This window comes from Burkholderia sp. Bp9143 (assembly GCF_003853645.1).
GTDB lineage: Bacteria > Pseudomonadota > Gammaproteobacteria > Burkholderiales > Burkholderiaceae > Burkholderia.
In genome coordinates, this window is record NZ_QTPO01000048.1 from 1 (window position 1) to 24,551 (window position 24,551).

The following is a 24,551-nucleotide window of genomic DNA, read 5'->3' on the forward strand; positions in this document are numbered from 1 at the left end:
GGGGTGTTCACGACGGTGCAGGACGTCGCGCAGACGGTGCTGTTCCTGTCGGCGTTCCCGAGCGCCGCGCTCACGGGCCAGTCGTTCGTCGTCAGCCACGGCTGGTTCATGCAGTAATGCCTTCGCCTCCCTGACGGGAGGCGATTCCCGCAGCACCCCCTATTCTCACGACTCACGATGGCGTGCCGTCGGTCGACGGCACGTCATCCGTCTCCGCCATCCACGGCGGGTTTTCTCGGAGCAACTGATGAAACCGCACGCGCGTACAGAAAAGCAGGCCGTCGATGCGGCGGACCTGCATCACGAAGCCGGCGCGCCGGCCGCTGCGCGGTCGCTGCCATACGAAACGATCGCGCTCGTCCTGCAGGGCGGCGGCGCGCTCGGCGCGTATCAGGCCGGCGTGTTCGAAGGACTGCACGAAGCGGGCGTTCCGCTCGACTGGATCGCAGGCATCTCGATCGGCGCGCTCAACACCGCGCTGATCGCCGGCAATGCGCCCGAACATCGCGTCGAGCGGCTGCGCGAATTCTGGGAAACGATCTGCCAGCCGGCGTTCTTTCCCGCGATTCCGGCCGCGTTCGAATTCGCGCTGTTCAACAGCATCGACCAGGTCCGCACGTTCTTCACCGCATCGCAGGCCGCGAGCGCGATGATGCAGGGCCAGCAGGGCTTCTTCTCGCCGCGCTTCCCGCCGCCGCTGCCGGGCGTGTCCGATCATCCGGAAAAGATCAGCTGGTACGACACGTCGGCACTGCGCGCGACGCTGCTCAAGCTGTGCGATTTCGACCGGATCAACTCGGGCGAGACGCGCGTGTCGGTCGGCGCGGTCAACGTCGGCACCGGCAACTTCGTGTACTTCGACAACTCGCGCATCCGCCTCGAGCCCGAGCACTTCATGGCGTCCGGTGCGCTGCCGCCCGCGTTCCCGCCGGTCGAGATCGACGGCGAGTCCTACTGGGACGGCGGCGTCGTGTCGAACACGCCGCTGATGGAAGTGCTGCGTGCGCGTCCGCGGCGCGACACGCTCGCGTTCCAGGTCGACCTGTGGAGCGCACGCGGGCCGCTGCCGCGCACGATGGCCGACGTCGCTGAACGCACGAAGGACGTGCAGTATTCGAGCCGCACGCGTTTCGTCACCGATACGCTGCAGCGCGAACAGCGCTACCGCAACGTGCTGCGCCACGTGCTCGAGCAGGTGCCGGAAGAGCAGCGCAAGAACGACCCGTGGTGCGTCGAGGCTGAAGCGATGTCGAGCGGAAAGAAGTACAACATCCAGCACCTGATCTATCAGCAGAAGGCGTACGAGCACCACTACAAGGATTATCAGTTCGGTCTGTCGACGATGCGCGACCACTGGTGCGCGGGTCTCGACGACATCCGCAAGACGCTCGCGGTCAAGGACGGCCTCGCGCTGCCCACCAACGACGCGGGCTTCGTCACGCACGACATTCACCGCCGCCGGTAATGCCGTGTGCGACGGACCGGCGCGCCGCCTGCGCCGGTCCGTCCTCTTTTCCGTTTCGACATGCCGATTTTCATTGCGCTATTCGCGCTCATCGCCCTGGGATGGGGCGCGGTTCACCTGTTTCACCTCATCGCCGCGCGGTTCGGCCAGCCGGTCGCGATCGCGGCCGCCGTGCTCGCCGCCGCGATCCTGATCGCGCTGATCGCGTGGTGGATCAAACGCCGCCGCGACATCGCGCCGAACACGAAGGAACAGGGCTGGACCCACATCGTGCATCGCGCGTGGGGCGAGGTGCGCGTGTCCGCAACGCAGGGGTTGCTCTGGCTGTCGCATGACGGCACGGACGGTCGCTATACGTTGTCGCAGCTCGACGACTGCGAGGCCGCGCCGATCGACGGCCGCTGGCATCTGGTTGTGCGCGTGCGCGACGCCGTGCGCGCCGAATGGAAGCTGCCGATGATGGACAAGCGCGATGCCCAGCGCTGGGCGCGCGTGCTGATGCTCGCGAAGGACAACCGGCTGTAACGGGGGCCGCGCACGGTGCCTGACGCTCGGCGCACCGGGACGCCGCCCGGTACTTGCTCGGCGGCAAACCGACACGCGTCTTCAACGATTGGCGGAGCGCTTCCACGTTGGCGAGGCACGCCTCATTGCCGATCTCCTCGATGGATACCTTGCTCTGCTTGCGCCGCGGTCGCGCGCGGCGCATGCTGCGTCCGGTCGATTCGGCGCTGCGGCCGGCCCGCGGTTCCCTAGCGCGCGCCGAGCGCCCATAACGCGTCGAGCACGTGCTGGGTCGATCGCTCGACCGGGCCGGCCCGATGGGCGATGCCCAGTTCGCGCCACAACGCCGGACGCAGCGGCCGCATGACGATGCGTGCGTCGGGCAACGGGGCGCCCGCCTCGTGCGGCAGCAGCGTCGCGCCGTAACCCGCGGCGACCAGGCTCTTGATCGCATCGTTGTAGTTGAGTTCGATGCGCGGCTCGGGCCGATGGCCGCCGAGCGCGAACCATTCCGTCGTGAGCCGCGACAGCCGGGTGGTCGCATCGTTGAGTATCAGCGGACGCGTGGCCAGATAGGCCGGCGTCACACGTGCCGGCAACCGCCAGTCCGCGGGCAGAAAGGCCAGCACCGGATCGCGCCGCCACGCGCGGATCGACAGCCCCGCGACCGCCGCCTGCGGCAACGCAACCAGCCCGACGTCGAGCGTGCCCTGCGCAATGCGCGCCAGTGTGTCGTGCGACGTGAGCACCGCGATCTGGACATCGATGTCCGGATGCCGCTCGCGCAACCGGGCCACCGCCTGCGGCAACAGGTGTGCGATCGCCCCGGTCGATGCACCGAGGCGCACCCGCCCGGTCAGACCCTGCACTTGCCGCTCCACGTCGTCGAGCGTCGACTCGACCTCGGCCAGCAGACGGCGCGCCCGCTCCACCAGCACCGCACCAATGGTCGACGGCTGCACGTTGCCGCGCGTGCGCGACAGCAACGGCGCGCCGATGCGGCTTTCGAGTTCGGCGACATGAAGGCTGACCGTCGGCGGCGCGAGATGAAGCAGTTGCGCGGCGGCGACGAAGGATCCCTGGTCGGCGATCGCGACCAGCGTACGCAGTCGGTCCAGACTGATCTCGCGCATTCCCACCTCTGGTTCAGGAAAACTGAATCCGGCCATCAGGAAATTCAACTTTTCCTATTCTAGGCGTTCGGTGGACGATACGGCTTTCCCGACGTCCGAAACGAGGAACGCGACCATCATGAGCCTGCCCACTGTCTACATCGACGGCGACCAAGGTACGACCGGATTGCAGATCCACGAGCGCCTGCGCGATCGCACCGACCTGCGGCTCGTCACGCTGCCGGATGCCGAGCGCAAGGACCCTGCGCGGCGCGCCGAAGCGATCAACGCATCCGATATCGCGATTCTGTGCCTGCCCGACGCCGCCGCACGCGAAGCGGTCGGCTTCATCCGGAATCCGGCGGTACGCGTGATCGACGCGAGTTCAGCCCATCGCACCGAACCGGAATGGGTCTACGGTTTCCCCGAGATGGCCGACGGACACGCGCAGACCATCGCGCGCGCGCGGCGCGTCACCAACCCGGGCTGCTATCCGACGGGCGCGATCGGCCTGCTTCGGCCGCTGCAACAGGCAGGCCTGCTGCCGCGCGACTACCCGGTGAGCGTCCATGCCGTGTCCGGTTACTCGGGCGGCGGCCGCGCCGCCGTCGACGCGTTCGAATCGAACGACGTCGCACGCGCGAAACCGCTTCAGGTCTACGGCCTCGCGCTCGCGCACAAGCATGTGCCCGAGATTCAGCTGCATGCCGGGCTCGCGCACCGTCCGCTGTTCGTGCCGGCTTACGGCGCCTATCGGCAGGGCATCGTGCTGACCGTGCCGATCGAGCTGCGCCTTCTCCCGGCCGGCGTGACCGGTGAGTCGTTGCATGCATGTCTCGCGCACCATTACGCCGGCGCGCGCCACGTCGAGGTCACGCCGCTCGCGGATACGCGCACGATCACGCATCTCGATCCGCAAGCGCTGAACGGGTCGAACGACCTGCGGCTCAGCGTGTTCGTCAATGACGATCACGGTCAGGTGTTGCTGTCCGCCGTGTTCGACAATCTCGGCAAAGGGGCATCCGGCGCGGCCGTGCAGAATCTCGACCTGATGCTCGGTGCGGCGAAAGCGGCGAAAGCGGTGTGAGCTGTGTGAGCTGTGTGAGCTGTGTGAGCTGTGTGAGCTGTGTGAGCTGTGTGAGCTGTGTGAGCTGTGTGAGCGGCGGGAGCGGCGGGAGCGGCGGGAGCGGCGGGAGCGGCGGGAGCGGCGGGAGCGGCGGGATGGCAGCATCATCGGCCGGCCTGGTGTATCGCGACCGCCAACGCGTCGCTGCGCGCTGCACACTGCCGGCTCGCGACGCGGTTGCGAGCCGTAAACGGGCGCGTGCCGATGCGCCGCACATGCCCCCGTAAAAGCTCACCTTTGGCCGATTTCAGGCCGCATCGTCACCTGCCGCGGCATTCAACCCGGCGAGCGCTTCCGCCAGAAAATCGACACACACGCGCACCTTCGCCGACGCCGCGACGCGTTCCGGATACACCGCCCAGATGTTCGCCGGCTGAATCACGTCCGGCAGCACGCGATGAAGCGCGCCGCGTTCGATCAGCGGCCCCGCTTCCCAGATCGAACGCAGCACGATCCCGCGCCCGGCCAGCGCCCATTGCACGGCCACCTCGCCGTGGTTCGTCGACAGCGCGCCGCCGACCTTCACCGTTGCCGTTTCTCCACGCAGGTTCAACCGCCACACGCCGAACGGATGGTCGCGCTCCTTGATCGCGAGACAGTCGTGCGACGCGAGATCCGCGAGCGTGCGCGGCGTGCCGCGTCGTGCGAGATAGTCGGGCGACGCGCACAGCACGCGATAGTTCGCGGCAAGGCGCCGCGCGATCAGGTGATCGGCGATCTCGTCGCCGATGCGCACGTCGAGGTCGTAGCCTTCGCCCGCCACGTCGACGAGCCGGTCGAACAGATCGAGCCGCACGTTGAGCTGCGGATAGCGCGCGGAGAAGTCGAGCAATGCCGGCGCGACGACATGGCGGCCGAAGCCGAAGCTGCTCGAGATGCGCAGCGTGCCGCGCGGCACCGTGCGCGTGGTCGACACGTCCTCGACGAGATGATCGACGTCGTCGAGAATCTTCTCCGCACGCGCGAACACGCGTTCGCCGGCCTCCGTGACCGTCATGCGGCGTGTCGAGCGATGCAGCAGCCGCGTGCCGAGCTGCGCCTCGAGCAGCGCGATGCGCTTGCTCACATACGCGGGCGACACAGCGAGCTGCTCGGCGGCCGCGCTGAAGCTCGTCAGGCGGACGACCAGGCTGAAGACGCGCAGGTCGTCGAGATTCGGCGATTTGTTCACGATTCGTGGAAAGTCGATTAACCTTTCGCACGATTTTAATCTGAATGGAAATAAATAAAATGGCGTCATGTTCCGCTGCGCACGCTGCCGGCGGCCCGACCAGCCAAGGAGGCTTGCATGAGCGACAAGACGTACAAGATTGCCGTCATCCCCGGTGACGGCATCGGCCGTGAAGTGATGCCCGAGGGCCTGCGCGCGCTCGACGCCGTGACGGCGCGCTTCGGCATCCGTTTCCAGTTCGAGCAGATCGACTGGGCGAGCTGCGACTACTACGCGCAGCACGGCAAGATGATGCCGGACGACTGGAAGGCGCAGCTCTCGGGCATGGACGCGATCCTGTTCGGCGCGGTCGGCTGGCCCGCAACGGTGCCCGACCACATTTCGCTGTGGGGTTCGCTGCTGAAATTCCGCCGCGAGTTCGACCAGTACATCAACCTGCGGCCCGCGCGCCTGTTCGACGGCGTGCCGTCGCCGCTCGCCGGCCGCAACGCAGGCGACATCGACTTCATGATCGTGCGCGAGAATACCGAAGGCGAATATTCGTCGGTCGGCGGCACGATGTTCGAAGGCACCGAGCGCGAAGTGGTCATGCAGCAGTCGATCTTCACGCGTCACGGCACCGAGCGCGTGCTGAAGTTCGCGTTCGAGCTCGCGCAGCGCCGCGCGAAGCGCCTGACCGTCGCGACAAAGAGCAACGGCATCGCGATCAGCATGCCGTGGTGGGACGCGCGCGCGGCCGAAATGGGCGAACGCTATCCCGAGATCGCCGTCGACAAGCAGCACATCGATATCCTGTGCGCGCGCTTCGTGCTGCAGCCCGACCGCTTCGACGTCGTCGTCGCGTCGAACCTGTTCGGCGACATCCTGTCCGACCTCGGGCCGGCCTGCACGGGCACGATCGGCATCGCGCCGTCGGCGAACCTCAACCCGGATCGCACGTTTCCGTCGTTGTTCGAACCGGTGCACGGCTCCGCACCGGACATCGCGGGCCAATACATCGCGAACCCGATCGCGATGATCTGGTCGGCGGCGATGATGCTCGACTTCCTCGGCAACGGCGCGGGCCGCGAACACGAAGCGCACGATGCGATCGTCGCGGCGATCGAGGACGTATTGCGCACCGGGCCGCGCACGCGCGATCTCGGCGGTCAGGCAGGGACGCAGGAAGTGGGTGAGGCGATCGCCGCGCGGATTGCCGGCTGACGGAACGATGCGAAGGGTGCGCGGTTGCCAGGTGGTCGATGGATGTCGTGTTCAGGGGTGAGCAACACGACTGACTGCCGCGCACCTTTGCTGATGCCGACACACACGCCTGCATGCATGAGTGGCATGCAGGCGTGTCGATGTCGATGTCGATGTCGATTTCGAGTTCGAGTTCGAACGGTGAGCAACGCTATCCGGCGACACGCACGGTTACGTTTCGATCATTGCCGTAATCGGCATCGTGCTGAAGTCGAACGGTGAGTTGCATCCCGTATCGATGCACACCGATTGAAACTCACCGCTGTGCGGGTAGGCCAGCCAGCACGGGCCGCAAGGCAGTGCGAATGCACCGCCGTGCTGTATCCGATTCACGTTTGCTTCGCACGCGAGTGACGAGAGATCGGCGCATGCCCATGCATGCGGTGATTCTGCTGGCGCATTCGCACCGTTTCCTGCGAAGATTGATCGGTGAGATGCAGGATGTGAAGAACCACACCGTCACGCACAGAATGCCCCTTCTCCCGAAAACACTCACCTCAACACGCAGCTCCCGAATTTCCTCACCATTGGGCACAGGCGACGCGCTCGATGCACGCTCGCGCGCGTCCACGCGTCGTGTCACAGCCCCAGATCGGACAGGCCGGGATGATCGTCCGGACGGCGGCCGAGCGGCCAGTGGTACAGGCGATCCGCTTCGCGAATCGGCAGATCGTTGATGCTCGCGTGGCGATGCGCCATCAAACCGTTTTCGTCGAACTCCCAGTTTTCATTTCCGTACGAGCGGAACCAGTTGCCGGCGTCGTCATGCCATTCGTAGGCGAATCGCACCGCGATGCGGTTGCCGCCGAACGCCCACAGCTCCTTGATCAGCCGGTAGTCGAGCTCGCGCGTCCATTTCCGCTGCAGCAGGCCCACGATCTCGTCGCGGCCCGTCACGAACTCCGCGCGATTGCGCCACCGGCTCTGCGGCGTATAGGCGAGCGACACGCGCTGCGGGTCGCGCGTGTTCCACGCATCCTCCGCGGCGCGCACTTTCTGGCGCGCCGTGTCGAGCGTGAAGGGCGGAACGGGCGGACGAATTTCGGGGGAAGCGGACATAGGATGCTCCTGTTCAAGGTTTGGGCTGCACACGAACGCAGCCGGTTGGGACGCGTTACTGCTTCGACGCTCGAGACACCGCGTCGAGCAAGAGTTCGGCGGTTGCGCGCGCATCGCGCGCGGCGTTGGCGTCGCCGCTGACGAGCGCCACGCCGATCGCACCGTCGATCAGCACCAGCCATTGACGTGCGACGCGGGCCAGCCCGCGGCGCTCGATCCCGGCTTCGTCGGCATACGCGTCGAACCGCTCACGCACGAACGCCAGCAAGCGCGCCTTGTGCAGACGCGCGACGACGCGCACCGGATCCTCGGCATCGGCAATTTCACCGGACGCGTTCAGGAACGCGCAGCCGTGAAAATCGGGTTGCGCGAACCAGTCGCGCAACACGTCGAACATGCCGAGCAATTGCGCACGCGGCGACTTGGCTCGCGCCAGCGTTGCGTCGACGAACCAGCGCATCCACCGTTCGTCACGGCGCTCGAGGGCGGCCACGACCAGCGCCTCCTTCGATTCGAAATGCGAATAAAAGCTCTTTCGCGCGGCACCGGAGCGCTTGACGATCGCATCGACACCCGTAGCGTGGATGCCGCCCGAGTAGATCAGCGCCTCGGCCGCGTCGAGCAGCCGGTCGCGAACGGCAGGTTCGCCGGAGAGGTCATCATGTGTGTTCATGGGTTTACGGTAGAACGATCGTTCTCCATCGTCAACACCCGCGTGAAAAAGCCCTGTCGCCGGAAGGGCCGAACGTCGCATGGTTCCGATGGCGGGCGGCACATTCCAGGTGGCGTTTACGACATTTTTTCTTGAAGCTGCCGCGGGGTGCTCACTACACTTCGGTCACCCTGTCTGGCCGAAAGGACATCATGCAGCGACCGGAATCCGCACGCGCCACGCGTGCCTATGCGGCTTATGCCAAGCGGCTCGATGGCCGCGTCGTCGTCCGGCGTTTCGATCCTCGCTGCGATTCGTATGAATCGCTGACCGCGTTGCTGCATCGTGCGTACGCGCAACTCGGCGCCGCGGGCTTCAACTGTCCGGGCGTCGACCAGCCGGCGTCGGCAACGCGCGAACGCATGCTCACCAGCGAGTGTTTCGTCGCGCTCGGCAACGCGCATCTGGTCGCGACGCTCACGATGCAGCCGCACGATCCCGATTCGCGTTGCGATCCGTACCGCAGCCGACATGTCGCGACGCTCGGCCAGCTGGCCGTCGATCCGGTCTGGCAGGACCGCGGCATCGGCCGTGCGCTGCTCGCGTTCGCGCAACGGCGGGCTGCCGCGCGTGGCGCGACGCACATCGCGCTCGATGCGCCGCATGCGGCCGTCCGGCTCGTCGACTTCTATCGCCGCGAAGGGTTTCAGTTGATCGACGTGATGCGGTTTTCGGGACACAGCTACGACAGCGCGATCCTGTGCAAAGCCGTTGGGGTACCGGGCGAGCCGATGCCTGGATCCGACACGACATCGATCCATGTCGCGCGGCGTGCCGGGGCGGCGTCATGAACCACGAAGCCGACGACGATCGCGCGCGGCTCGCACTACGGCATGCCCGCTTGCGGGCGGCACTGCGCATGCGCGGGCTGGTGAAGCTGACGGTCATCACGATCGCGGTCACGCAAATACTGACGCTCGTGTTCGACGGTCTGCTCGTTTTACTGGGCTTCGTGCCGGAAGCCGCGACGTTGCTGCTGTTCCGCTTCGTTACCTGCGCGCTGGTCAGCTTCTGGCTTCAGGCGGACGCATCGCGTGCGTATCGGCATGCGGCCCAACACGGACTCGTGAAGGTTTCCGGGATGCGTGGCGATCTGATCGAAATCGCACCGCAATGCCCGAAACGCTGGCTCGTCGTGTTGAGTCTGCAACTCGAGCCGCAATGGTTGAACGGTGAGCGGATCAAATAGCGGACAGCCCACCGATCGATGCAGACCGACAGGCTGACGGGTGAGTTCGTGCGTCGTTGATCGGCTCACGCGTCGAGGCCGCGCTATGACTGCATTGCGTGGTGATGTGCAGTCGCGGAAGCAGGGCAGGACCGTGGCCAGCGGGTGATGCGGCAAGGGCCCGCTATTCAGGCACGACAAGCGCAATCGGAAGGGTAAGAAGAAAGACGCGCGCCGAGCGACGCGACGGAGGGGACAGGGGAGCGGCGCTGATGGGTGAGGTGCGTGCGCGATCGCATATCACCGATGCGTGCCGCGGAATCGAAGCGCGATCGCTTTCGTATCCCCTCGTATCGTCAACGAGAATCGACGTGCAGCCCGTTGAATTCCTCGCCCACGCGCCACACGAAAGCATGATCGAGCCGCCATTCGGCACGCAAACACAGCTCCCGAATATTCTCACCTTACGCGTTCGTCGAAGCCGCCCAGCCTCGACAAACGCTCGTGCCGACATGAGCGGGACAGTCGGCAAACGCGCCGAGCCGCCCCACCGGCACTCAGACCGTCCAGTCGAGAATCACCTTGCCGCTTTCACCGGACAGCATCGCGGCGAAGCCTTTCTCGTAATCGTCGGCCGCAAAGCGATGCGTGATGATCGGCGACAGATCGAGGCCGCTTTGCAGCATCGCGACCATCTTGTACCAGGTCTCGAACATCTCGCGACCGTAGATGCCCTTGATCTCGAGCCCCTTGAAGATCACCTGATTCCAGTCGATCGCCGTCTGCGCGGGCGGAATGCCGAGCAGCGCGACCTTGCCGCCGTGATTCATCGCCTCGAGCATGCTCGTGAACGCGCTCGGCACGCCGGACATCTCGAGACCGACGTCAAAGCCTTCCGTCATGTGCAGGTCGGCCATCACGTCGCGCAGCGACTCGCGCGCGACGTTGACCGCGCGCGTCGCGCCCATCTTGCGCGCGAGCTCGAGCCGGTAGTCGTTGATGTCGGTGATCACGACGTTGCGCGCACCGACGTGCTTCGCGATCGCGACGGCCATGATGCCGATCGGGCCCGCGCCGGTGATCAGTACGTCCTCGCCGACGAGGTTGAACGACAGCGCCGTGTGTGTCGCGTTGCCGAACGGGTCGAAGATCGACGCGAGATCGTCGGAGATCTCGGGCGGAATCTTGAACGCGTTGAACGCCGGAATCGCCAGGTACTCAGCGAATGCGCCCTCGCGGTTCACGCCGACGCCGACGGTGTTGCGGCACAGATGCCGGCGCCCCGCGCGACAGTTGCGACAGAAGCCGCACGTGATGTGGCCTTCGCCGGACACGCGATCGCCGATCGCGAAGCCGCGCACTTCCTGCCCCATCTCGACGATCTCGCCGACGTATTCGTGACCGACGTGCATCGGCACGGGAATCGTCTTCTGTGCCCAGTCGTCCCACTTCCAGATATGGATGTCGGTGCCGCAAATCGCCGTGCGGCGAATCTTGATCAGCACGTCGTTGTGTCCGACTTCGGGGCGCTTCACGCGCGTGAGCGTGAGACCCGGGCCGCGTTCGAGCTTTGCCAGTGCTTTCATGGTCGCGCCTCCGTCAAACGATGCCGAGCGACTTGCCGACGCGCACGAACGCGGCGACCGTCTGATCGATCTGTTCGGGGGTATGCGCGGCGCTCATCTGCGTACGGATGCGCGCGCGACCGCGCGGCACGACCGGGAACGAGAAGCCGATCACGTAGACACCTTCGGCCAGCAGCTTGTCGGCCATGTTGGTCGCGAGCTGCGCGTCGCCGAGCATCACCGGGATGATCGGATGCGCGCCCGGCACGAGCGTGAAGCCCGCGGCCGTCATCTGCTCGCGGAAACGCACACCGTTCTCGCGCACGCGTTCGCGCAGCTTTGCCCCTTCGTCGCTGCCGAGCAGTTCGAGCACCTTCAGCGACGCCGCGGCAATGCTCGGCGTCAGCGTGTTCGAGAACAGGTACGGGCGCGAACGCTGGCGCAGCAGTTCGACGATCTCGCGGCGGGCCGCGACATAGCCGCCCGATGCGCCGCCCAGCGCCTTGCCGAGCGTGCCGGTGATGATGTCGACGCGACCGTCGACGCCGCAGTGCTCCGGCGTGCCGCGGCCGTGCGCGCCGATGAAGCCGACCGCGTGCGAATCGTCGACCATCACGAGCGCGCCGTAATGATCGGCGAGATCACAGATGCCTTTCAGGTCGGCGATGATGCCGTCCATCGAGAACACGCCGTCGGTCGCGATAAGCTTGTGGCGCGCGCCCGCTGCGTCGGCTTCCTTCAGCTTCGCCTCGAGGTCGGACAGGTCGTTGTTCTTGTAGCGGAAACGCTTCGCCTTGCAGAGGCGGATGCCGTCGATGATGCTTGCATGGTTCAGCTCGTCGCTGATCACCGCGTCGTTCTCGTCGAGCAGCGTCTCGAACAGGCCGCCGTTCGCATCGAAGCAGCTCGAATAGAGGATGCTGTCCTCGGTGCCGAGAAACGACGCCAGCGCGCTTTCGAGCTGCTTGTGCACGGTTTGTGTGCCGCAGATGAAGCGCACCGACGCCATGCCGAAGCCGTCCTCGTCGAGACCGGCCTTCGCCGCGGCGACGAGGCGCGGATCGTTCGCCAGGCCAAGATAGTTGTTCGCGCAGAAATTCAGCACGCCGGCACCGCCGGCGAGCCGCACGGCCGCCGCCTGGGGACTCGCGATCTCGCGCTCGGTCTTGTAAAAACCGTCCGCGCGGATCTGGTCGAGCGTCCCGCGCACCTGGGCGAGAAAGGCATCACGCATCGCAAAGCTCCTGACAGGGATTCGCATTCCGTCGCGCGCCACTCGTGGCGGCAGCGCAACGGCCTGCTACTGTTATAGTCGGTCGTTCGGTTGACCGCATTTATCCGATATTCCGAACTAGAATTCGAAATACCGAACAACTCTAAGCGAACGGAATCCAAATGGCAAGTTCCTCCGCGTCGCGGCGCACGCCTGCCGGCGCCGCACCGCAGCCGCCAAGCGTGACGCCGCCGCGCGTCGGCGAGCAAATCCAGCGCCTGCGCAACGAGCGCAAGCTGACGCTCGACGACCTGTCGCGCGCGGCCGGTGTATCGAAGTCGATGCTCTCCGAGATCGAGCGCGACAAGGCCAATCCGACGATCGCGGTCGCATGGCGGCTCACGAATGCGCTCGGCATCACGCTCGACGAGCTGTTCTCGCAGCCGAAAGCGCCGGAGACGATCCGCGTGGACGGCCCGCACGACATCCCGACGCTCGCCGGTCACGACGGCCGCTATCAATTGCGCGTATGGGGCCCGATCGACCTGGCCGGCAAGTTCGAGTGGTACGAACTGACGCTGCCGGGCGGCGGCGCGCTCGCGTCGAACGCGCACGAGCCCGGCACGCGCGAGCACCTCACCGTACTGCAGGGCACAATGGAAATCGAAGCCGCGGCGGCGAGCCGGCGCCTGAAGGTGGGCGACACCGCGCGCTACGCGGCCGACACGCCGCACGCGATCCGCAACCCCGGCAAGGCCGAAGCACGCGCACTACTGATCGTGATTCATCGCTGACGATGCGGATAGCTGGCCGAAAGGCCAGTTGCGGAAAATACTGTATGTTTGTACAGTATACAGACATTCCGCCATGCATGGGCCGGGGTTGGCGCACCGAGGCGCCCGCTCCGGTCGACAGGAGCCTGCGATGACAGAAGAACAAGATTTGGCCGCGCTCAGCTTCAAGGCTGCCGCGCACGACCTCGAGTTGATCGTTCGCCATATAGCCGGGCGCTATATCCATCAGCGCGTCCCGCTGTCGTGGCGTCTGCTGCACGCCATCGAAGCCGAGGCGCTCGCCGATCTCGGTTTTGCCAGCCGGCACGAGGCCGGCATGCGTCAACTGTTCGAACGGCCGTCGGACATGACCTTTCCCGAAACGGACGATCCGATCGACTTCGGCCGATCGAATGCGCTGCCCGCTGTCTTCTCGTTCGCGGTCCTCGCGTATGAAGCGGCGGCCAGATCGCAAGAAGCGGCGCCCCGCGAGCGCGTTCACCGCCCGTCGAAGGCGTGGGGCGATTGACGCCGGGCCCCGGCCGTCCGACACGGCGGGCGGCTCCCGCATCCTGCTGTCCGCGACGTTGCCGAAAGGGCTACCATATACGCAACTAACGGAATAAATAACATGTCCCTTCCTACGCCCTCCGCCTCCCCTGCTCACCCGGAAGAAAAGGATTTGTTCGACCGCGGCGCGTCCGACTGGATCGTCTCACCCGAAGCCGCGTTCGATGCATGGCTTGCCATGCAGGACTACCGCCGCTCGTCGGCCGATGTCTACCGTGCGCAATGGGGCGCCTTTCTCGCGTGGCTGCGTGTAAACCAGAAAAACCTGGTCACGGTCGATACCGCAACGATCGCGAACTTCGTCGGCGAGCTTCCGATCCGGAAAACGCAGCGAATGCGCTATTTGCGGCTGATCGAACGTGTGCTCGACCACATTCGGCGCACCGAGTTCGCGTCTACCAACCCGGCCCGCTTCATTGCTCAGGATGGCGAAGCGAACTGGCGTCAGGCACGCGACAACGAGCCAACCGGTTTCCTGACGCCAGCCGAACGCGCGAAGTTGCTGGCCTACCTGTTTTCGCCGATCGGCGTGTCGGGCTCCGCATACTGGAAAGAGCGACGCGACCGCGCGCTCGTCGCCGCGTTTCTCGGCGCCGGTGTGAAAACCGGCGAAGCACGCGTGCTCACGATTAGTTGCATCAACACGAGCGGAACATCACTCCAGATCTCGTCGACGCATCCCGATTTCGCGCGCGAAACCCATCTGGCGTCGTTCGCGATCGCGTTGCTCGAAGCATGGCTCGTGGAGCGCAAGCGCCAAGAGATTCCCGGCGAGCTCGTGTTTCCCGCATCGCACATCGGGCGGCCGATGCACAAGGCGACGATGCTGCGCGCGATCGATGCGATCGTCGAATCCGCGGGGCTCACGTCGTCGCGCACCGCGCGCGCGAGCCCGCAAACGCTGCGCAACACCTATGCGGCCGAACTGTTCGAACACGACGTGCCGCCCGAGCGGGTCGGCAAATGGCTCGGCTTCATGCGGCCGATCTCGTCGAACCGCCTGCACCGCGCGTGGAAAAACTGGCGCGACGATCTCGCGAAGGGTGACGCGTCTGACCAGGATGAAACTCACTGATGCCGAGCCGGCTGCTCACGCGACATGATCCGTGAGCAGCCTTGTACGGCGTAGCCTCACCGTTTCACTGCTCCCGAAAAACCTCACCTCACGCGTCCCGAATCACCTCACCTGTGCGTTCGTTGTGCCGACCAGCATGTCAATCGCGTGAAAAGCGTGCGACCGCTTCGAATCGCGAAGGCCAGGGCCCCGACGCATGTTCGCATTCGGGGCACGCTACTTCGAACCCGTCGTCGCCATGCGACAACTCCGGTTCGCCATCGCAATGCGGGCACTGGGTCGGCACCGGAATTTCGTGGTCCAGCGACGTCCCGATCGCGGAAAACGCATCCGCGTCCAACTGACCCGCATCGGCCAGGCGCCGGATCAGCGCGGAAATCTCCGGGTTCATCCCGCGGCTCGCGCGAAGCGTATTCACGTCGCGCGTCGCGCGTTCCAACTCGTCGCCTTGGCTGCGCAGCTGTTCCTCGAGCCGGTCCGCGCGGGCCTTGGCCGAACTCAGTTGCTGAAGGAAATCGAATTCCTTGCGCTGCACGTCGCGCAGACCGCTCTGGTAGGTCGACGCCATGCTGCGCAGCGAGTCCAGCTCGACCAGCATCGGTTTGACACGGCGCTCGGCTTCGGCCACCGCATCCTTGATCTGCTGCGCATAGTGTTCGGTGCGCTGCTGCAATTCGGCTTGCAGCAGGTCGATGCGGTCGCGCAGCGACGCGTTCTGCGTCTGTTCGGCGTCGACGCGGCCGGCCATGGCGGCCAGTTCCTTTTCAAGTCGGGCGACTGTGGTGAGCAGCGTCGCCTCGTTTGCCGAACCGTGCGTCGATTGCGAGGCCAGATGTACCTCGAGTTCGGTCACACGCGCCTGCAGCTGCTCGTTGCGGGTTTCACTCCGCGTCAGCGCGCTTTCGAGGGTTTCCTGGCGAACCGTGGCGTCGCGCAGCCGCTGTTCCGCATCGGTCACGCCGGCGCGAACCTGTTCGCGGTCGATGTCGAGACTTTCCCTGGCCGCTTTCAACGCCTCTTCATATAGCGCGCCGAGCAATGCGCCTGCCTTTTCCTCGACCGCTTTCGGAATCGCCGCACCGTCGAGCCGGATTTTCGACGCGGAACGGATCCGTTCCCAGAAATGATCGATGTCCTTCGGAATGTCGCTGGCGCTGCCGGTCTGGGTCAGATCGCGGACGTTGGCGGCCGATGGCCGAATGCCGAGATCGAAGAACAGGCGCTTGCAGGCATGCAGCGACAACTCCTGGCGGCGTGCGCCGCTCGCGCGCAGCGATTCCAGTTCTTCTCGGATGACTTCACGCATTTCATCCAGCGTCATGGCAGGACTCACAGACATTGAGATGTTGCGATCATAACGAAATACGTATTTTTTAATACTTGTTTTCGTCGACCGTGGTGAATTTACGTCGCAGTGCACAGAAATCGGGGCTGTGTGCTGTTTCGGCTGAACCAATGCCTCGATTCCGTGAAACAAAGCGAAGAAAGCGAGCCAAGTCCTTGTGCTGAAAGCATTTTTGAGCAAGCCCCGAAAAAGTGCATTTGTTTCACATGCCGCGCGTCATCCTGGCCTGTCGGTGTTCAGGGGTTGGGGTCTCTGTGGAAAACTCGACGACCGATGTCTTGAGAGTATTAGAAGTAAACACCCTTGAACCCTTAGTTAAAAACGTTAACGCCACGGCACAGCCTTATGTAGCAAGGCTTTCCGGCCGACAAGGTGAAGTTTTACGGGAACCAAGGTGATCTTCTGCGGGAGCTGAAGTGATGGGGTTCGGGGATCTGCGTGAGCCGATGCAGGAAAGGTCGTGAGCGGATTCGGGATCACAGTGAAACACGAGATTTCCCAAAGGTGAGGTTTTTCGGGGCCGTACAGCCACAGAACCCGCGCTGCGCCTACACGCACAGTTTTCTGCCTGTGCAGACATAGGTGAGAATTTGCGGGACCTTCTTCGCGCCCCCATTCTGCCTATCTTTTGAGCAGATTTCGCGAAAGGTGAGGTTTCACGGGACACCACAGGGATTTGCTGTGAGGATTTCCGGGAAACGACCGTCATTTTGCACAGAAAAAGTGCCCAGTGGAGCCTGTGAAGCCCGAAAGGTGAGGCTTTTCGGGAGGGAAATCGGGGTTTTCCTGCCCGGTTCGCGTTGAGGTGAGCTTTTTCGGGGCATTGATCACAGGCTGCCGTTCGCTTGATAGGTGAGCCTTTTCAGGAGCGCTATTTGCTCGGAAATTGGTCAAAGGTGAGGCTTTTCGGGACCCAGCACAGGGCGAATTCGCTGAAAAGCCCGCCGGGACTGGCAGAAATCTGATTTTTGCTGTGCCACTTTTTGGCAAAGGTGAGATTTTTCAGGGGGCGACGCACGGCTGTCGCATACGCTCGCATGCCACAAAGGTGAGACTTTTCGGGGGATGAGCGCCGGACACGGCAGAACGCCTGCTGCGCATAAGTATCGGATGCCATTGACATTTTTGATACCGCGGCGGTTACGGTGAGGTTTTTCGGGAGCTGCTTCCGCATCCGCTGAAGCGCCGCTTTTTTCAATAAGGTGAGGCTTTTCGGGAGGTCCTGGCGGCCGATCCCGTGTGTGCCGGGGATTCGTCGGGATCCGGGTCACAGAATTCCGAGCCGGTGAGGTGAGAATTTTCGGGGCCGAACGATTTCTGTGCGCTGTACAATGCGCGCCCGGGCCTGTGAAATGGCTTCGATCGACCCGCTGGGCACCTTTTCGGCGCAGGTTTCCGGATCCCGGAGTGGCAGTCGTGATCATCCGGCGAGCCACGCCTGTACATGCATACAGGCTGGCGCGGACCTGTCCGCTCGATGTCGCGACATCCAGTGGCGGCCCTGTGACGAGGGCCGAAAGCGCAGTCGTAAAATTACGACAAATTGAAAGGTGAGCCGATACGGGAACAAGTTTCGCACGTGTCGAGCACAGGCAAAAATCTGTGAATCCGCGCATCCCGCGACACGTCTGGACGAGTCCGAAACGCTGTAAATCCGGACCGGTGAGGGTTTTCGGGAGAGGGTTGGGGTGAGTGCCGTTTTGCACGTGCACTTCACCGGCTATGGTGAGCATGTCGTTCTGGACGCACATCACCACAGGCGCTATCCTTCCGTGAAACTTCTCCTCCGACCTGACGCATGGCCACGAAGCGCGCCAAGAAAACCGATGTGGATGTGGTGAGTGCCAGTTCAGCCGAATTGCGTAAGGCCGTCGAGGCGATCGCAATTCAGCCGAAGAGCGGCAAGATCACACTCCTGACCCGCAAGCTGTTCAACGTCCTGCTCGCCGTCGCGCAGCAGGCCGACGACTCGGGCGATACCTATCGCGCGCTGCTGTCGGATATCGTCGCCAACTCCGCCTTCGATTCGAACGACACCGCACTGGTGAAGGAACACCTGCGCCGCATGGTGTCGGTTCAGGTCGAGTGGAGCACGGGGACGTCGAGCCAGAAGCCGGGCCGCAAGTGGGGGATCTCGACGCTGATCGCTGATGCCGAAATTCTCGAGGATCCGACCACCCGCCGCGTGTGGGTCGAATTCTCGTTCGCACCGAAGATCAAGAAGAAACTGCTCGACCCTGTCCAGTACGCGCGCCTGAGCCTCCAGTTCCAGAGCCAGCTGCGCAGCAGCGCCGGTCTCGCGCTCTACGAAATCTGCGTGCGCTACCTGACGAACCCGAGCCACCTGACGATGCGCGAGCCGTGGGAGTGGTGGCGGCCGATCCTGTCGGGCACGCCGGATACGGAAGCCGGCGACGAGGCGAAGCGCGAGTACAAGTACTTCAAGCGCGACTATCTGCGTCCGGCGATCGCCGAGGTCAATGCGGTCACCAACATCTTCGTCGAACTGATCGAGCATCGTGAAGGGCGGCGGGTCGCGGAGATCCAGTTCCGCGTGACCGAGCGCAAGCAGCCGATGCTCGCGCTCGACGAGCATCCGAACGTGTTCGACAGCACGCTGGTCGACCGGATGGTGAAGCTCGGGATTCCGCTCAAGGAAGCGCAGACGCTCTACGCGGACAGCGAGGAAAACCGGATTCGCGCCGCGCTGCAGATGACCGAGCAGCGGATGCGCAGCACGACGCTGCCGCCGGTGCGCAGTGCGCCCGCGTTGTTCAAGGATGCGCTGAAGAAGGGGTATGCGCCGCCGGTCGAATCCGTCGACGCGCTGCCTTCCGGCACGCCTGCCGCGAAGGTCGTCGCGGCGCAGCCGGACGATCTGAAGGCGCGTCTGTTGAGCGAGTTCGCGGCGTTCCGCCGCAAGGAAGCGAAGGTGTTGTACGAGGAGCAGGGCGACGCGGAGCGCGAAGTGGCGCGCGAGTCGTTCGAGTCGGAAGTGTTGCCGACGATGGGCTCGCACCTGCGTGACGACTGGCGCAAGCGCGGTCTCGATTCGAAGCTGGCCGAGACGGCGTTTTTCGACTGGCTGGCGCAGAAGACCTGGGGCGAGCCGACCGACGGCGACCTGCTGTCGTTCACCCTGAATCAATCGCGGGCCGCCTGAGGCCCGTTCAGGCCCCTCTGACGGGCCGCCGCCGGCGGCCCGCCCAACCGGCGGGCCCGGCGCATCGCCAGGCCCTGCCGGCCGTTTCCATCAGTCCGACAACAGCATCCGCTCGAGCTGCTCGAGGATCGCGTCGCGCTTGTCCTTCGGGAGGCCGCGCAGGCGCAGTTCGATGCGGTCTTCGCCATACGACTTCAGGTCGCCGACCGACTTGCCGCCGAGCTTGATCTCGAGACGCTGCGCATAGCGCTGGCGGCCCGCCGTCTTCGGCGTTTCCTGCGCCGCGACGCGGCCCTTGACGATGTCCGACACCTGGCGCGTGCTGAGATCGTCGGACACGATCTTGTTGATCAGCCGCAGCGTCGCCTCGGTGCCGCGCGCATTGTGATAACGGCCGACCTGATACGCCATGTTCGAACCGAAACGATCGGGGCGCGCAACCATCTCCTGCATCACGCCTTCCGGCAGCTTGCCGATCGACAGCGCAACCGCAACCGTCGACTCGTCGAGGCCGAGATGCTCGGACAACTCCTTCTGACTCTGGAAGTGCTTGTCGTCGAGGAAGCGGCGCCACACGACGGCGTTGTCGAACACCGTCTGCGAATCGCGTTGCACGTTCAGATCGTAGCCGAGCTTGTAGCTCTGGATCCCGATCGGCACGTCGATCACGATCGCCTTCACCGACTCCTTGTTCGCTTCCTTCAGCGCGCGCACGCGGCGGCCGCCGTCGCTGACGAAATACGAACCCGGATTGTCGTAGTCAGGAATCACGTGGATTGCCTGCTGCTGCCCCTGCTTCGCGAGGTTGACCGCGAGTTCGGCAATCGACGATTTCAGATAGAAGTGCCGCGGGTTGAACGGGCTATGCTTGATCGCCTTCAGCGACAGCTCGATCACCTGGCCGGGCGCATAGCGGTTCTCGAGGCGCCACGCGCGATATTGCGGCGACTCGTCGGTTGACGGATCGAGCAGGACGTCCGGAGTTGGCGGCGGCGTGATGTCTTTCTTTGCGGACTTCGTCGGGGCCGGCGTGGCCGTCTCGGATTTGACGATGCCGTCGATGGCATTCAGCCGATCAAGCGCCGTGCGTTTCTCGCTCGTCGTGATATCCGGGCGCGCTTGGAATCCTTTTGCAAATTGGGAGGGTTTCATGTGACTCCTTTATGCGCATAAAGTCAGGGCAGCATGGCGACGATTTCGTCGGCACATGCGCGGATTTCCGCGGCGGCCAGCTTGGCGCCGCGATCGTTCATCTGCAGCACGGTCTGACCGAGCGCCATCGCCTGCTTGTACGCTTCCCTGGTCGGGATTTGCGTCTTCAGCAACGGGAATCCGAGCTCCTCGAGCGCGCGCTTGAGTTCGCGGGTGAGCATGCGCTTCTCTTCGGTCTTGTTCAGCAGGAAGACGGCACGGAGGTCTTCGTTCATCACCTGCGCCTGCTGAATCAGCTTGACCAGCCCGACGCTCGACCAGTAATCGGCTGGCGATGACGAAGTCGGGATCACGGCGATCGATGCGGCCAGCAGCACGACGCCGGAGACCTTCTCGGTGATCGACGGCGGGCAATCGACGACGATGATGTCGTAGTCGTTGATGAACTTCTTGATCTCGCGATGGATCTGGCCGCCGGCTTCGGCGAGGTTGACGACCGGGAAAGGGATGCCGGCGTCGCTGTCACCGGATGCGCTCGACCAGTGAACCAGTGTGTTTTGACCGTCAGCGTCGATGACGAGGACGCGCTTCCCTTTCTCATGGAATGCCGCGCCGAGGTGCATGGCAATGGTGCTTTTGCCGACGCCACCTTTTTGTTGAGTGACTGCAATGATTTCCGCGGCCAATTTTCACTCCTGTTTTTGGTCGTTGGAATTCTACAGGACGATATTTATATTTCAATGAAATTGTCGTTCGCTAACTACGCGTTAGCCATTCGGGCTATCGGTTTATGCGCATAAACAAATGGGGACGCCGGATGGCTGGGGTGGAGGGTGGCGAGAATGCTGCGGAGGATGATGAGCGGGGGGCGTCGTGACGACAGGCGTTTCGGTCTCACGTTCGAAAAGCTGATCGGCGCAATGTGTCGGGGTCTGCCCTGTCGATGGTTGAATGAGCGCGACCTTGGTGACGCGAGAGTTTGTGCGCATAAACTTCGGCGGTGCTGGAGAGCATCCACGAGTCAGCGTCGTCGCTTGAGCACGAGCCCGGATGACGAACTCTGCACGGCTCAGGCCGGTACGATACTCGCGCGATGCGCCGCGTGCAGCGACGAAGCGCTGGGCACCCCAAGCGTTTATGCGCATAAACCTTCGAGGGGCTCGGCTGCTATTAGCGGCCGCACGTCGGCAAGCGCGCATAAAGATGCCTCCACGACAATGTCCCGGACGCCATCGCCTATCGCCTCGCTGATCGTTCGAGGCATCGAAGGTGCTCGGGCCGGCCGTGATATCGGTGGACCTCCCCACCCCAGAAAGCGACAGCTTTATGCGCATAAACCCGGCGACGCATAAACCATACGATGGCCCCCGCGGCGGAGCCTGCCACACGCCATAGCGATTCGTCGTTATTCACCCGCGTTACTCGCCAACGTAGACGGTCTCGGCAATCGCCGGTGCAATGCACTTTATGCGCATAAACGCATCAAGCGCGCTGCACGCTCGTCGCCGCGACCGACTCTCTCCACACGCGACACCGAGACTCCAACTCCCCTTCCCCCGCGTGCCGGTACCCCGTCGAAACAACCGCAACCAGACTGGCTACAATACGTGCCTTTCCTATCCAGGCCCGAATGATGATCACGATCTACCACAACCCCCGCTGCTCGAAGTCCCGCGAGACGCTCGCACTGGTCGAGACGCTGAACACCACCGGCACGTCGGTGAATGTCGTCGAGTATCTGAAGACGCCGCCGACGGTCGAGGAACTGGAAGCGCTGCATCGTCAGCTCGGGCGCCCGGTGCGCGACATGCTTCGCGACGGCGAGGAGCCGTACAAGACACTGGATCTGGCCCGTGCGAGCCTGACCGACGCGGAGGCCTACGCAGCGATTGCGGCTCATCCGATTCTGCTGCAGCGTCCGATCGTCGTGTATCGAGGCAAGGCAGCCATCGGCCGCCCGCCTGAATCGGTGCGCGCGCTGTTCGAATAATTGTTGTCCGGCGTATTTTTCTTATCGCATCATCCCGGCGCGAGCGTGCCGGGAATGCGCGGCTGAATTCGCAAGCCGCAACCCACCCCCGCGGCCGCGATCACCGTCGGCCACTCGCCGCGACAATCACCGCGTCGGACCGGCCGGCTGAATTCGAGTACAGCAACCCTCCACCGTGGCTGCGCTACCGGCAGCCGCCAAATGAGCCGCTCGAAGCGGCAATCAAAGACGCGCCGGATCGACCCACCGAGTTCGCACACCGCCAACGACCCCCGCCGCCACGCAGCGAGAAGCCCGTACTCGATGCCCGCGAGCCACCTCCAGCGTCACCTTGTCGACGTCAACAACGACATCACCAACTTCAACGCGTAACCGCTCAACGACATCAGCAACTCAGCCCTGCCCATCGCCCGACGACTCATCGCGATCGCCGCCCGCGGCATCCCCCGCACCCCGCCCCGCCGCCGCATGCGCCGCCGTCCGCAGCAGCGCGATCTGCCCGCGATACGCCCGGCATCCGCTGCAAGCCGGCAGATGCACATGCACCTGCATGTGCTCATGAAGCGTCAAGGACCGGTCGAGCGCATCCGACAGCAGTCGCGTCACGTCCCTACATTTCCCCGGCAGCATCTTCGGTCGTCAGTCCTTTTTCGCTGAGGCAGGTGCGCAGGCGCGTGCGCGCCCGATACAGCAGCACGCTGCAATGATTCGTCGTCAACGTCAGTTCGCTGCAGATGTCGGCAATCTCGACGTCGAGGAACTCGCGCATCATGAACACGCGCCCGATGTGCTCCGGCAGGTGGTCGAGGCAGACCTGGAACAGCGTCCAGAACTGCTGTTGCTGCAATAGCGTTTCGGGGCGCGGCCACGGTCGCGGCTTCGTGTGTGCGGCCCAGTGTCCGTTTTCCTTGAACAATTCGCGATCCAGCACGGATTCGCCGTCGAGTTCCGCATCGAGCGCGGACAGGCTCACCGTCCGCTGCCGTGCACGCAGGATGTCGATCAGCTTGTTGCGCAGGATGCCGAACACCCAGGTCTTGTGGGCGGACCGTCCCGCGAACTCGCCCGCATGCGACCACGCGGCGGTCAGCGCTTCCTGCACGGCATCCTCGGCCGCATCGGCATCGCGGAGCTGGAGCCGCGCGAAGCGCAGCAGGTCGCGCCGCAGTTGCGCGAGATAGGCAGGGTCGTCGTACGCGGACAGCATGGCGGGTCGGGAGCCTTACAAAGCGGAAGCGCTCGTGTGTGCGCCATCGGGCGGGCACATCGCGGTGTGCGAGCAGCTTACTGGTCACGTCGCCGCGCTGCAACGCGTGTTCCGTCACGTATTCACGAAGCGGCCGGCGCGCTGCGCTATGCTTGCCGGAGCCCCGCGTCGCACGCCGCGAAATCCTGGCGCGGGCGATTTGTAACATCAGACCATAACGGTCAAGTTATCCACAATTTCTGTGGAAAACCTTGTGGAAAGTCGGCCGGTCTGCCCCGTGGGACGGCTCGCGGGCTGGCCTGCCTATAAACAGACCTTTGTCGCCTGTTCAGAATCAATCGATCCGATTCCTCACTCACCGGAAGGAGAAAGCCATGTCCTATCGTGTTGCAGTCGTCGTCGGCAGCCTGCGTCGCGGTTCCTGGAACCGCGCGCTCGCGCACGCCGTGATTTCGCTCGCCCCCGCCGGTTTTTCGTTCGAATTCGTCGAGATCGGCGAACTGCCGCTGTACAGCCAGGACTACGACGCGGACTTTCCGGAAGTCGCGAAGCGCTTCAAGCAGTCGATCGAAGCGGCCGACGCACTGCTGTTCGTCACGCCGGAGTACAACCGCTCGATCCCGGGCGTGCTGAAGAACGCGCTCGACTGGGGCTCGCGCCCGTGGGGCCACAACTCGTGGTCCGGCAAGCCGGGCGCCGTGCTCGGCACGTCGCCGGGCGCGACCGGTGCCGCGCTCGCGCAGCAGCACCTGCGCAACGTGCTCGCGTATCTCGACGTGAAGACGCTCGGGCAGCCGGAAATGTTCATCAAGCATGACTCGGCGCGCATCGACGACGAGGGCCGGATCGTCAGCGAGGACACCCGCAAGTTCCTGCAGGGCTTCGTCGACCGCTACGTCGACTGGGTGCGCGTGCTGAAGGCGGCCTGATCGCCGTACC

23 protein-coding genes and 1 pseudogene are annotated in these 24,551 nt (G+C 64.3%); 13 read left to right on the forward strand and 11 right to left on the reverse strand.

Annotated features, from left to right (window positions below; genetic code table 11):
* The 3 genes and pseudogenes from DIE23_RS29675 to DIE23_RS29685 form a co-directional block, all read left to right on the forward strand.
* A pseudogene (locus DIE23_RS29675) lies at positions 1 to 117 on the forward strand (3-hydroxybutyrate dehydrogenase); the annotation flags it as partial.
* A gap of 130 nt (positions 118 to 247) precedes the next feature.
* Positions 248 to 1,465, forward strand: a complete 1,218-nt coding sequence (locus tag DIE23_RS29680; protein WP_185646559.1) for a patatin-like phospholipase family protein — start codon at positions 248 to 250, stop codon at positions 1,463 to 1,465.
* Positions 1,466 to 1,525: 60 nt separating this feature from the next.
* Entirely contained in the window at positions 1,526 to 1,990 is a 465-nt protein-coding gene (locus DIE23_RS29685) for a hypothetical protein (RefSeq protein WP_124615368.1), read from the forward strand.
* Positions 1,991 to 2,217: 227 nt separating this feature from the next.
* Here the strand turns inward: DIE23_RS29685 and DIE23_RS29690 are convergent, their stop codons facing one another.
* Positions 2,218 to 3,102, reverse strand: a complete 885-nt coding sequence (locus tag DIE23_RS29690; protein WP_124615369.1) for a LysR family transcriptional regulator — start codon at positions 3,100 to 3,102, stop codon at positions 2,218 to 2,220.
* 118 nt (positions 3,103 to 3,220) lie between these two features.
* Here DIE23_RS29690 and argC point away from each other — a divergent pair, with 118 nt between their 5' ends.
* Complete coding sequence (gene argC, locus DIE23_RS29695) at positions 3,221 to 4,168, forward strand: N-acetyl-gamma-glutamyl-phosphate reductase (protein WP_124615370.1); 948 nt, start codon at positions 3,221 to 3,223, stop codon at positions 4,166 to 4,168.
* Between the two features lie 286 nt (positions 4,169 to 4,454).
* Here the strand turns inward: argC and DIE23_RS29705 are convergent, their stop codons facing one another.
* Complete coding sequence (locus DIE23_RS29705) at positions 4,455 to 5,378, reverse strand: LysR substrate-binding domain-containing protein (RefSeq protein ID WP_185646560.1); 924 nt, start codon at positions 5,376 to 5,378, stop codon at positions 4,455 to 4,457.
* 117 nt (positions 5,379 to 5,495) lie between these two features.
* Here DIE23_RS29705 and DIE23_RS29710 point away from each other — a divergent pair, with 117 nt between their 5' ends.
* Complete coding sequence (locus DIE23_RS29710) at positions 5,496 to 6,581, forward strand: tartrate dehydrogenase (protein ID WP_124615373.1); 1,086 nt, start codon at positions 5,496 to 5,498, stop codon at positions 6,579 to 6,581.
* Between the two features lie 618 nt (positions 6,582 to 7,199).
* On the opposite strand, the gene DIE23_RS29715 is transcribed toward DIE23_RS29710, so the two are convergent.
* Positions 7,200 to 7,679 carry a nuclear transport factor 2 family protein gene (locus tag DIE23_RS29715; protein WP_059604582.1) on the reverse strand — a complete coding sequence of 160 codons (480 nt, stop codon included), beginning with the start codon at positions 7,677 to 7,679 and terminating at the stop codon, positions 7,200 to 7,202.
* Between the two features lie 55 nt (positions 7,680 to 7,734).
* Positions 7,735 to 8,352: a TetR/AcrR family transcriptional regulator gene (locus tag DIE23_RS29720; RefSeq protein ID WP_124615374.1), complete on the reverse strand. Its 618-nt coding sequence runs from the start codon at positions 8,350 to 8,352 to the stop codon at positions 7,735 to 7,737.
* A gap of 191 nt (positions 8,353 to 8,543) precedes the next feature.
* Here DIE23_RS29720 and DIE23_RS29725 point away from each other — a divergent pair, with 191 nt between their 5' ends.
* A complete protein-coding gene (locus DIE23_RS29725) occupies positions 8,544 to 9,182 on the forward strand; it encodes a GNAT family N-acetyltransferase (RefSeq protein WP_124615375.1) in 639 nt (212 codons plus the stop codon).
* On the forward strand, positions 9,179 to 9,580 hold the full coding sequence (locus DIE23_RS29730) for a hypothetical protein (RefSeq protein WP_124615376.1): 402 nt from the start codon (positions 9,179 to 9,181) through the stop codon (positions 9,578 to 9,580). The genes DIE23_RS29725 and DIE23_RS29730 overlap by 4 nt, the downstream gene beginning before the upstream one ends.
* Before the next feature lie 536 nt (positions 9,581 to 10,116).
* Here DIE23_RS29730 and tdh read toward each other — a convergent pair.
* Both tdh and DIE23_RS29740 read right to left on the reverse strand, forming a co-directional pair.
* Entirely contained in the window at positions 10,117 to 11,145 is a 1,029-nt protein-coding gene (gene tdh / locus DIE23_RS29735) for an L-threonine 3-dehydrogenase (RefSeq protein WP_124615377.1), read from the reverse strand.
* A gap of 13 nt (positions 11,146 to 11,158) precedes the next feature.
* Positions 11,159 to 12,358, reverse strand: coding sequence for a glycine C-acetyltransferase (locus DIE23_RS29740; protein WP_124615378.1), 1,200 nt, complete (start codon positions 12,356 to 12,358; stop codon positions 11,159 to 11,161).
* A 161-nt stretch (positions 12,359 to 12,519) separates the two neighbouring features.
* On the opposite strand from DIE23_RS29740, the gene DIE23_RS29745 reads away from it, so the two are divergent.
* The 3 genes from DIE23_RS29745 to DIE23_RS29755 all read left to right on the forward strand — a co-directional run bounded on the left by DIE23_RS29745 (position 12,520) and on the right by DIE23_RS29755 (position 14,755).
* Positions 12,520 to 13,131, forward strand: coding sequence for a helix-turn-helix domain-containing protein (locus tag DIE23_RS29745; RefSeq protein WP_124615379.1), 612 nt, complete (start codon positions 12,520 to 12,522; stop codon positions 13,129 to 13,131).
* A 130-nt stretch (positions 13,132 to 13,261) separates the two neighbouring features.
* On the forward strand, positions 13,262 to 13,639 hold the full coding sequence (locus DIE23_RS29750; RefSeq protein ID WP_124615380.1) for a DUF2471 family protein: 378 nt from the start codon (positions 13,262 to 13,264) through the stop codon (positions 13,637 to 13,639).
* 102 nt (positions 13,640 to 13,741) lie between these two features.
* Entirely contained in the window at positions 13,742 to 14,755 is a 1,014-nt protein-coding gene (locus DIE23_RS29755; RefSeq protein WP_124615381.1) for a tyrosine-type recombinase/integrase, read from the forward strand.
* A gap of 139 nt (positions 14,756 to 14,894) precedes the next feature.
* Here DIE23_RS29755 and DIE23_RS29760 read toward each other — a convergent pair whose 3' ends face one another.
* Positions 14,895 to 16,076: a DNA-binding protein gene (locus tag DIE23_RS29760; protein WP_124615419.1), complete on the reverse strand. Its 1,182-nt coding sequence runs from the start codon at positions 16,074 to 16,076 to the stop codon at positions 14,895 to 14,897.
* A 1,822-nt stretch (positions 16,077 to 17,898) separates the two neighbouring features.
* Here DIE23_RS29760 and DIE23_RS29770 point away from each other — a divergent pair.
* Entirely contained in the window at positions 17,899 to 19,263 is a 1,365-nt protein-coding gene (locus tag DIE23_RS29770) for a replication initiation protein (RefSeq protein WP_124615382.1), read from the forward strand.
* A gap of 90 nt (positions 19,264 to 19,353) precedes the next feature.
* Here DIE23_RS29770 and DIE23_RS29775 read toward each other — a convergent pair whose 3' ends face one another.
* Both DIE23_RS29775 and parA read right to left on the reverse strand, forming a co-directional pair.
* Positions 19,354 to 20,415 carry a ParB/RepB/Spo0J family partition protein gene (locus DIE23_RS29775; RefSeq protein WP_124615383.1) on the reverse strand — a complete coding sequence of 354 codons (1,062 nt, stop codon included), beginning with the start codon at positions 20,413 to 20,415 and terminating at the stop codon, positions 19,354 to 19,356.
* 23 nt (positions 20,416 to 20,438) lie between these two features.
* A complete protein-coding gene (parA, locus tag DIE23_RS29780; protein WP_040138954.1) occupies positions 20,439 to 21,101 on the reverse strand; it encodes a ParA family partition ATPase in 663 nt (220 codons plus the stop codon).
* A 947-nt stretch (positions 21,102 to 22,048) separates the two neighbouring features.
* On the opposite strand from parA, the gene arsC reads away from it, so the two are divergent.
* Positions 22,049 to 22,405, forward strand: a complete 357-nt coding sequence (arsC, locus tag DIE23_RS29785) for an arsenate reductase (glutaredoxin) (protein ID WP_124615420.1) — start codon at positions 22,049 to 22,051, stop codon at positions 22,403 to 22,405.
* Positions 22,406 to 22,798: 393 nt separating this feature from the next.
* Here the strand turns inward: arsC and DIE23_RS29790 are convergent, their stop codons facing one another.
* Both DIE23_RS29790 and DIE23_RS29795 read right to left on the reverse strand, forming a co-directional pair.
* Entirely contained in the window at positions 22,799 to 23,035 is a 237-nt protein-coding gene (locus DIE23_RS29790) for a zf-HC2 domain-containing protein (RefSeq protein WP_124615384.1), read from the reverse strand.
* Entirely contained in the window at positions 23,016 to 23,612 is a 597-nt protein-coding gene (locus tag DIE23_RS29795; protein WP_124615385.1) for an RNA polymerase factor sigma-70, read from the reverse strand. Before DIE23_RS29795 ends, DIE23_RS29790 begins: the two co-directional genes overlap by 20 nt.
* Positions 23,613 to 23,986: 374 nt before the next feature.
* Here DIE23_RS29795 and DIE23_RS29800 point away from each other — a divergent pair, with 374 nt between their 5' ends.
* A complete protein-coding gene (locus DIE23_RS29800; RefSeq protein WP_124615386.1) occupies positions 23,987 to 24,541 on the forward strand; it encodes an NADPH-dependent FMN reductase in 555 nt (184 codons plus the stop codon).
* Positions 24,542 to 24,551: the final 10 nt, after the last annotated feature.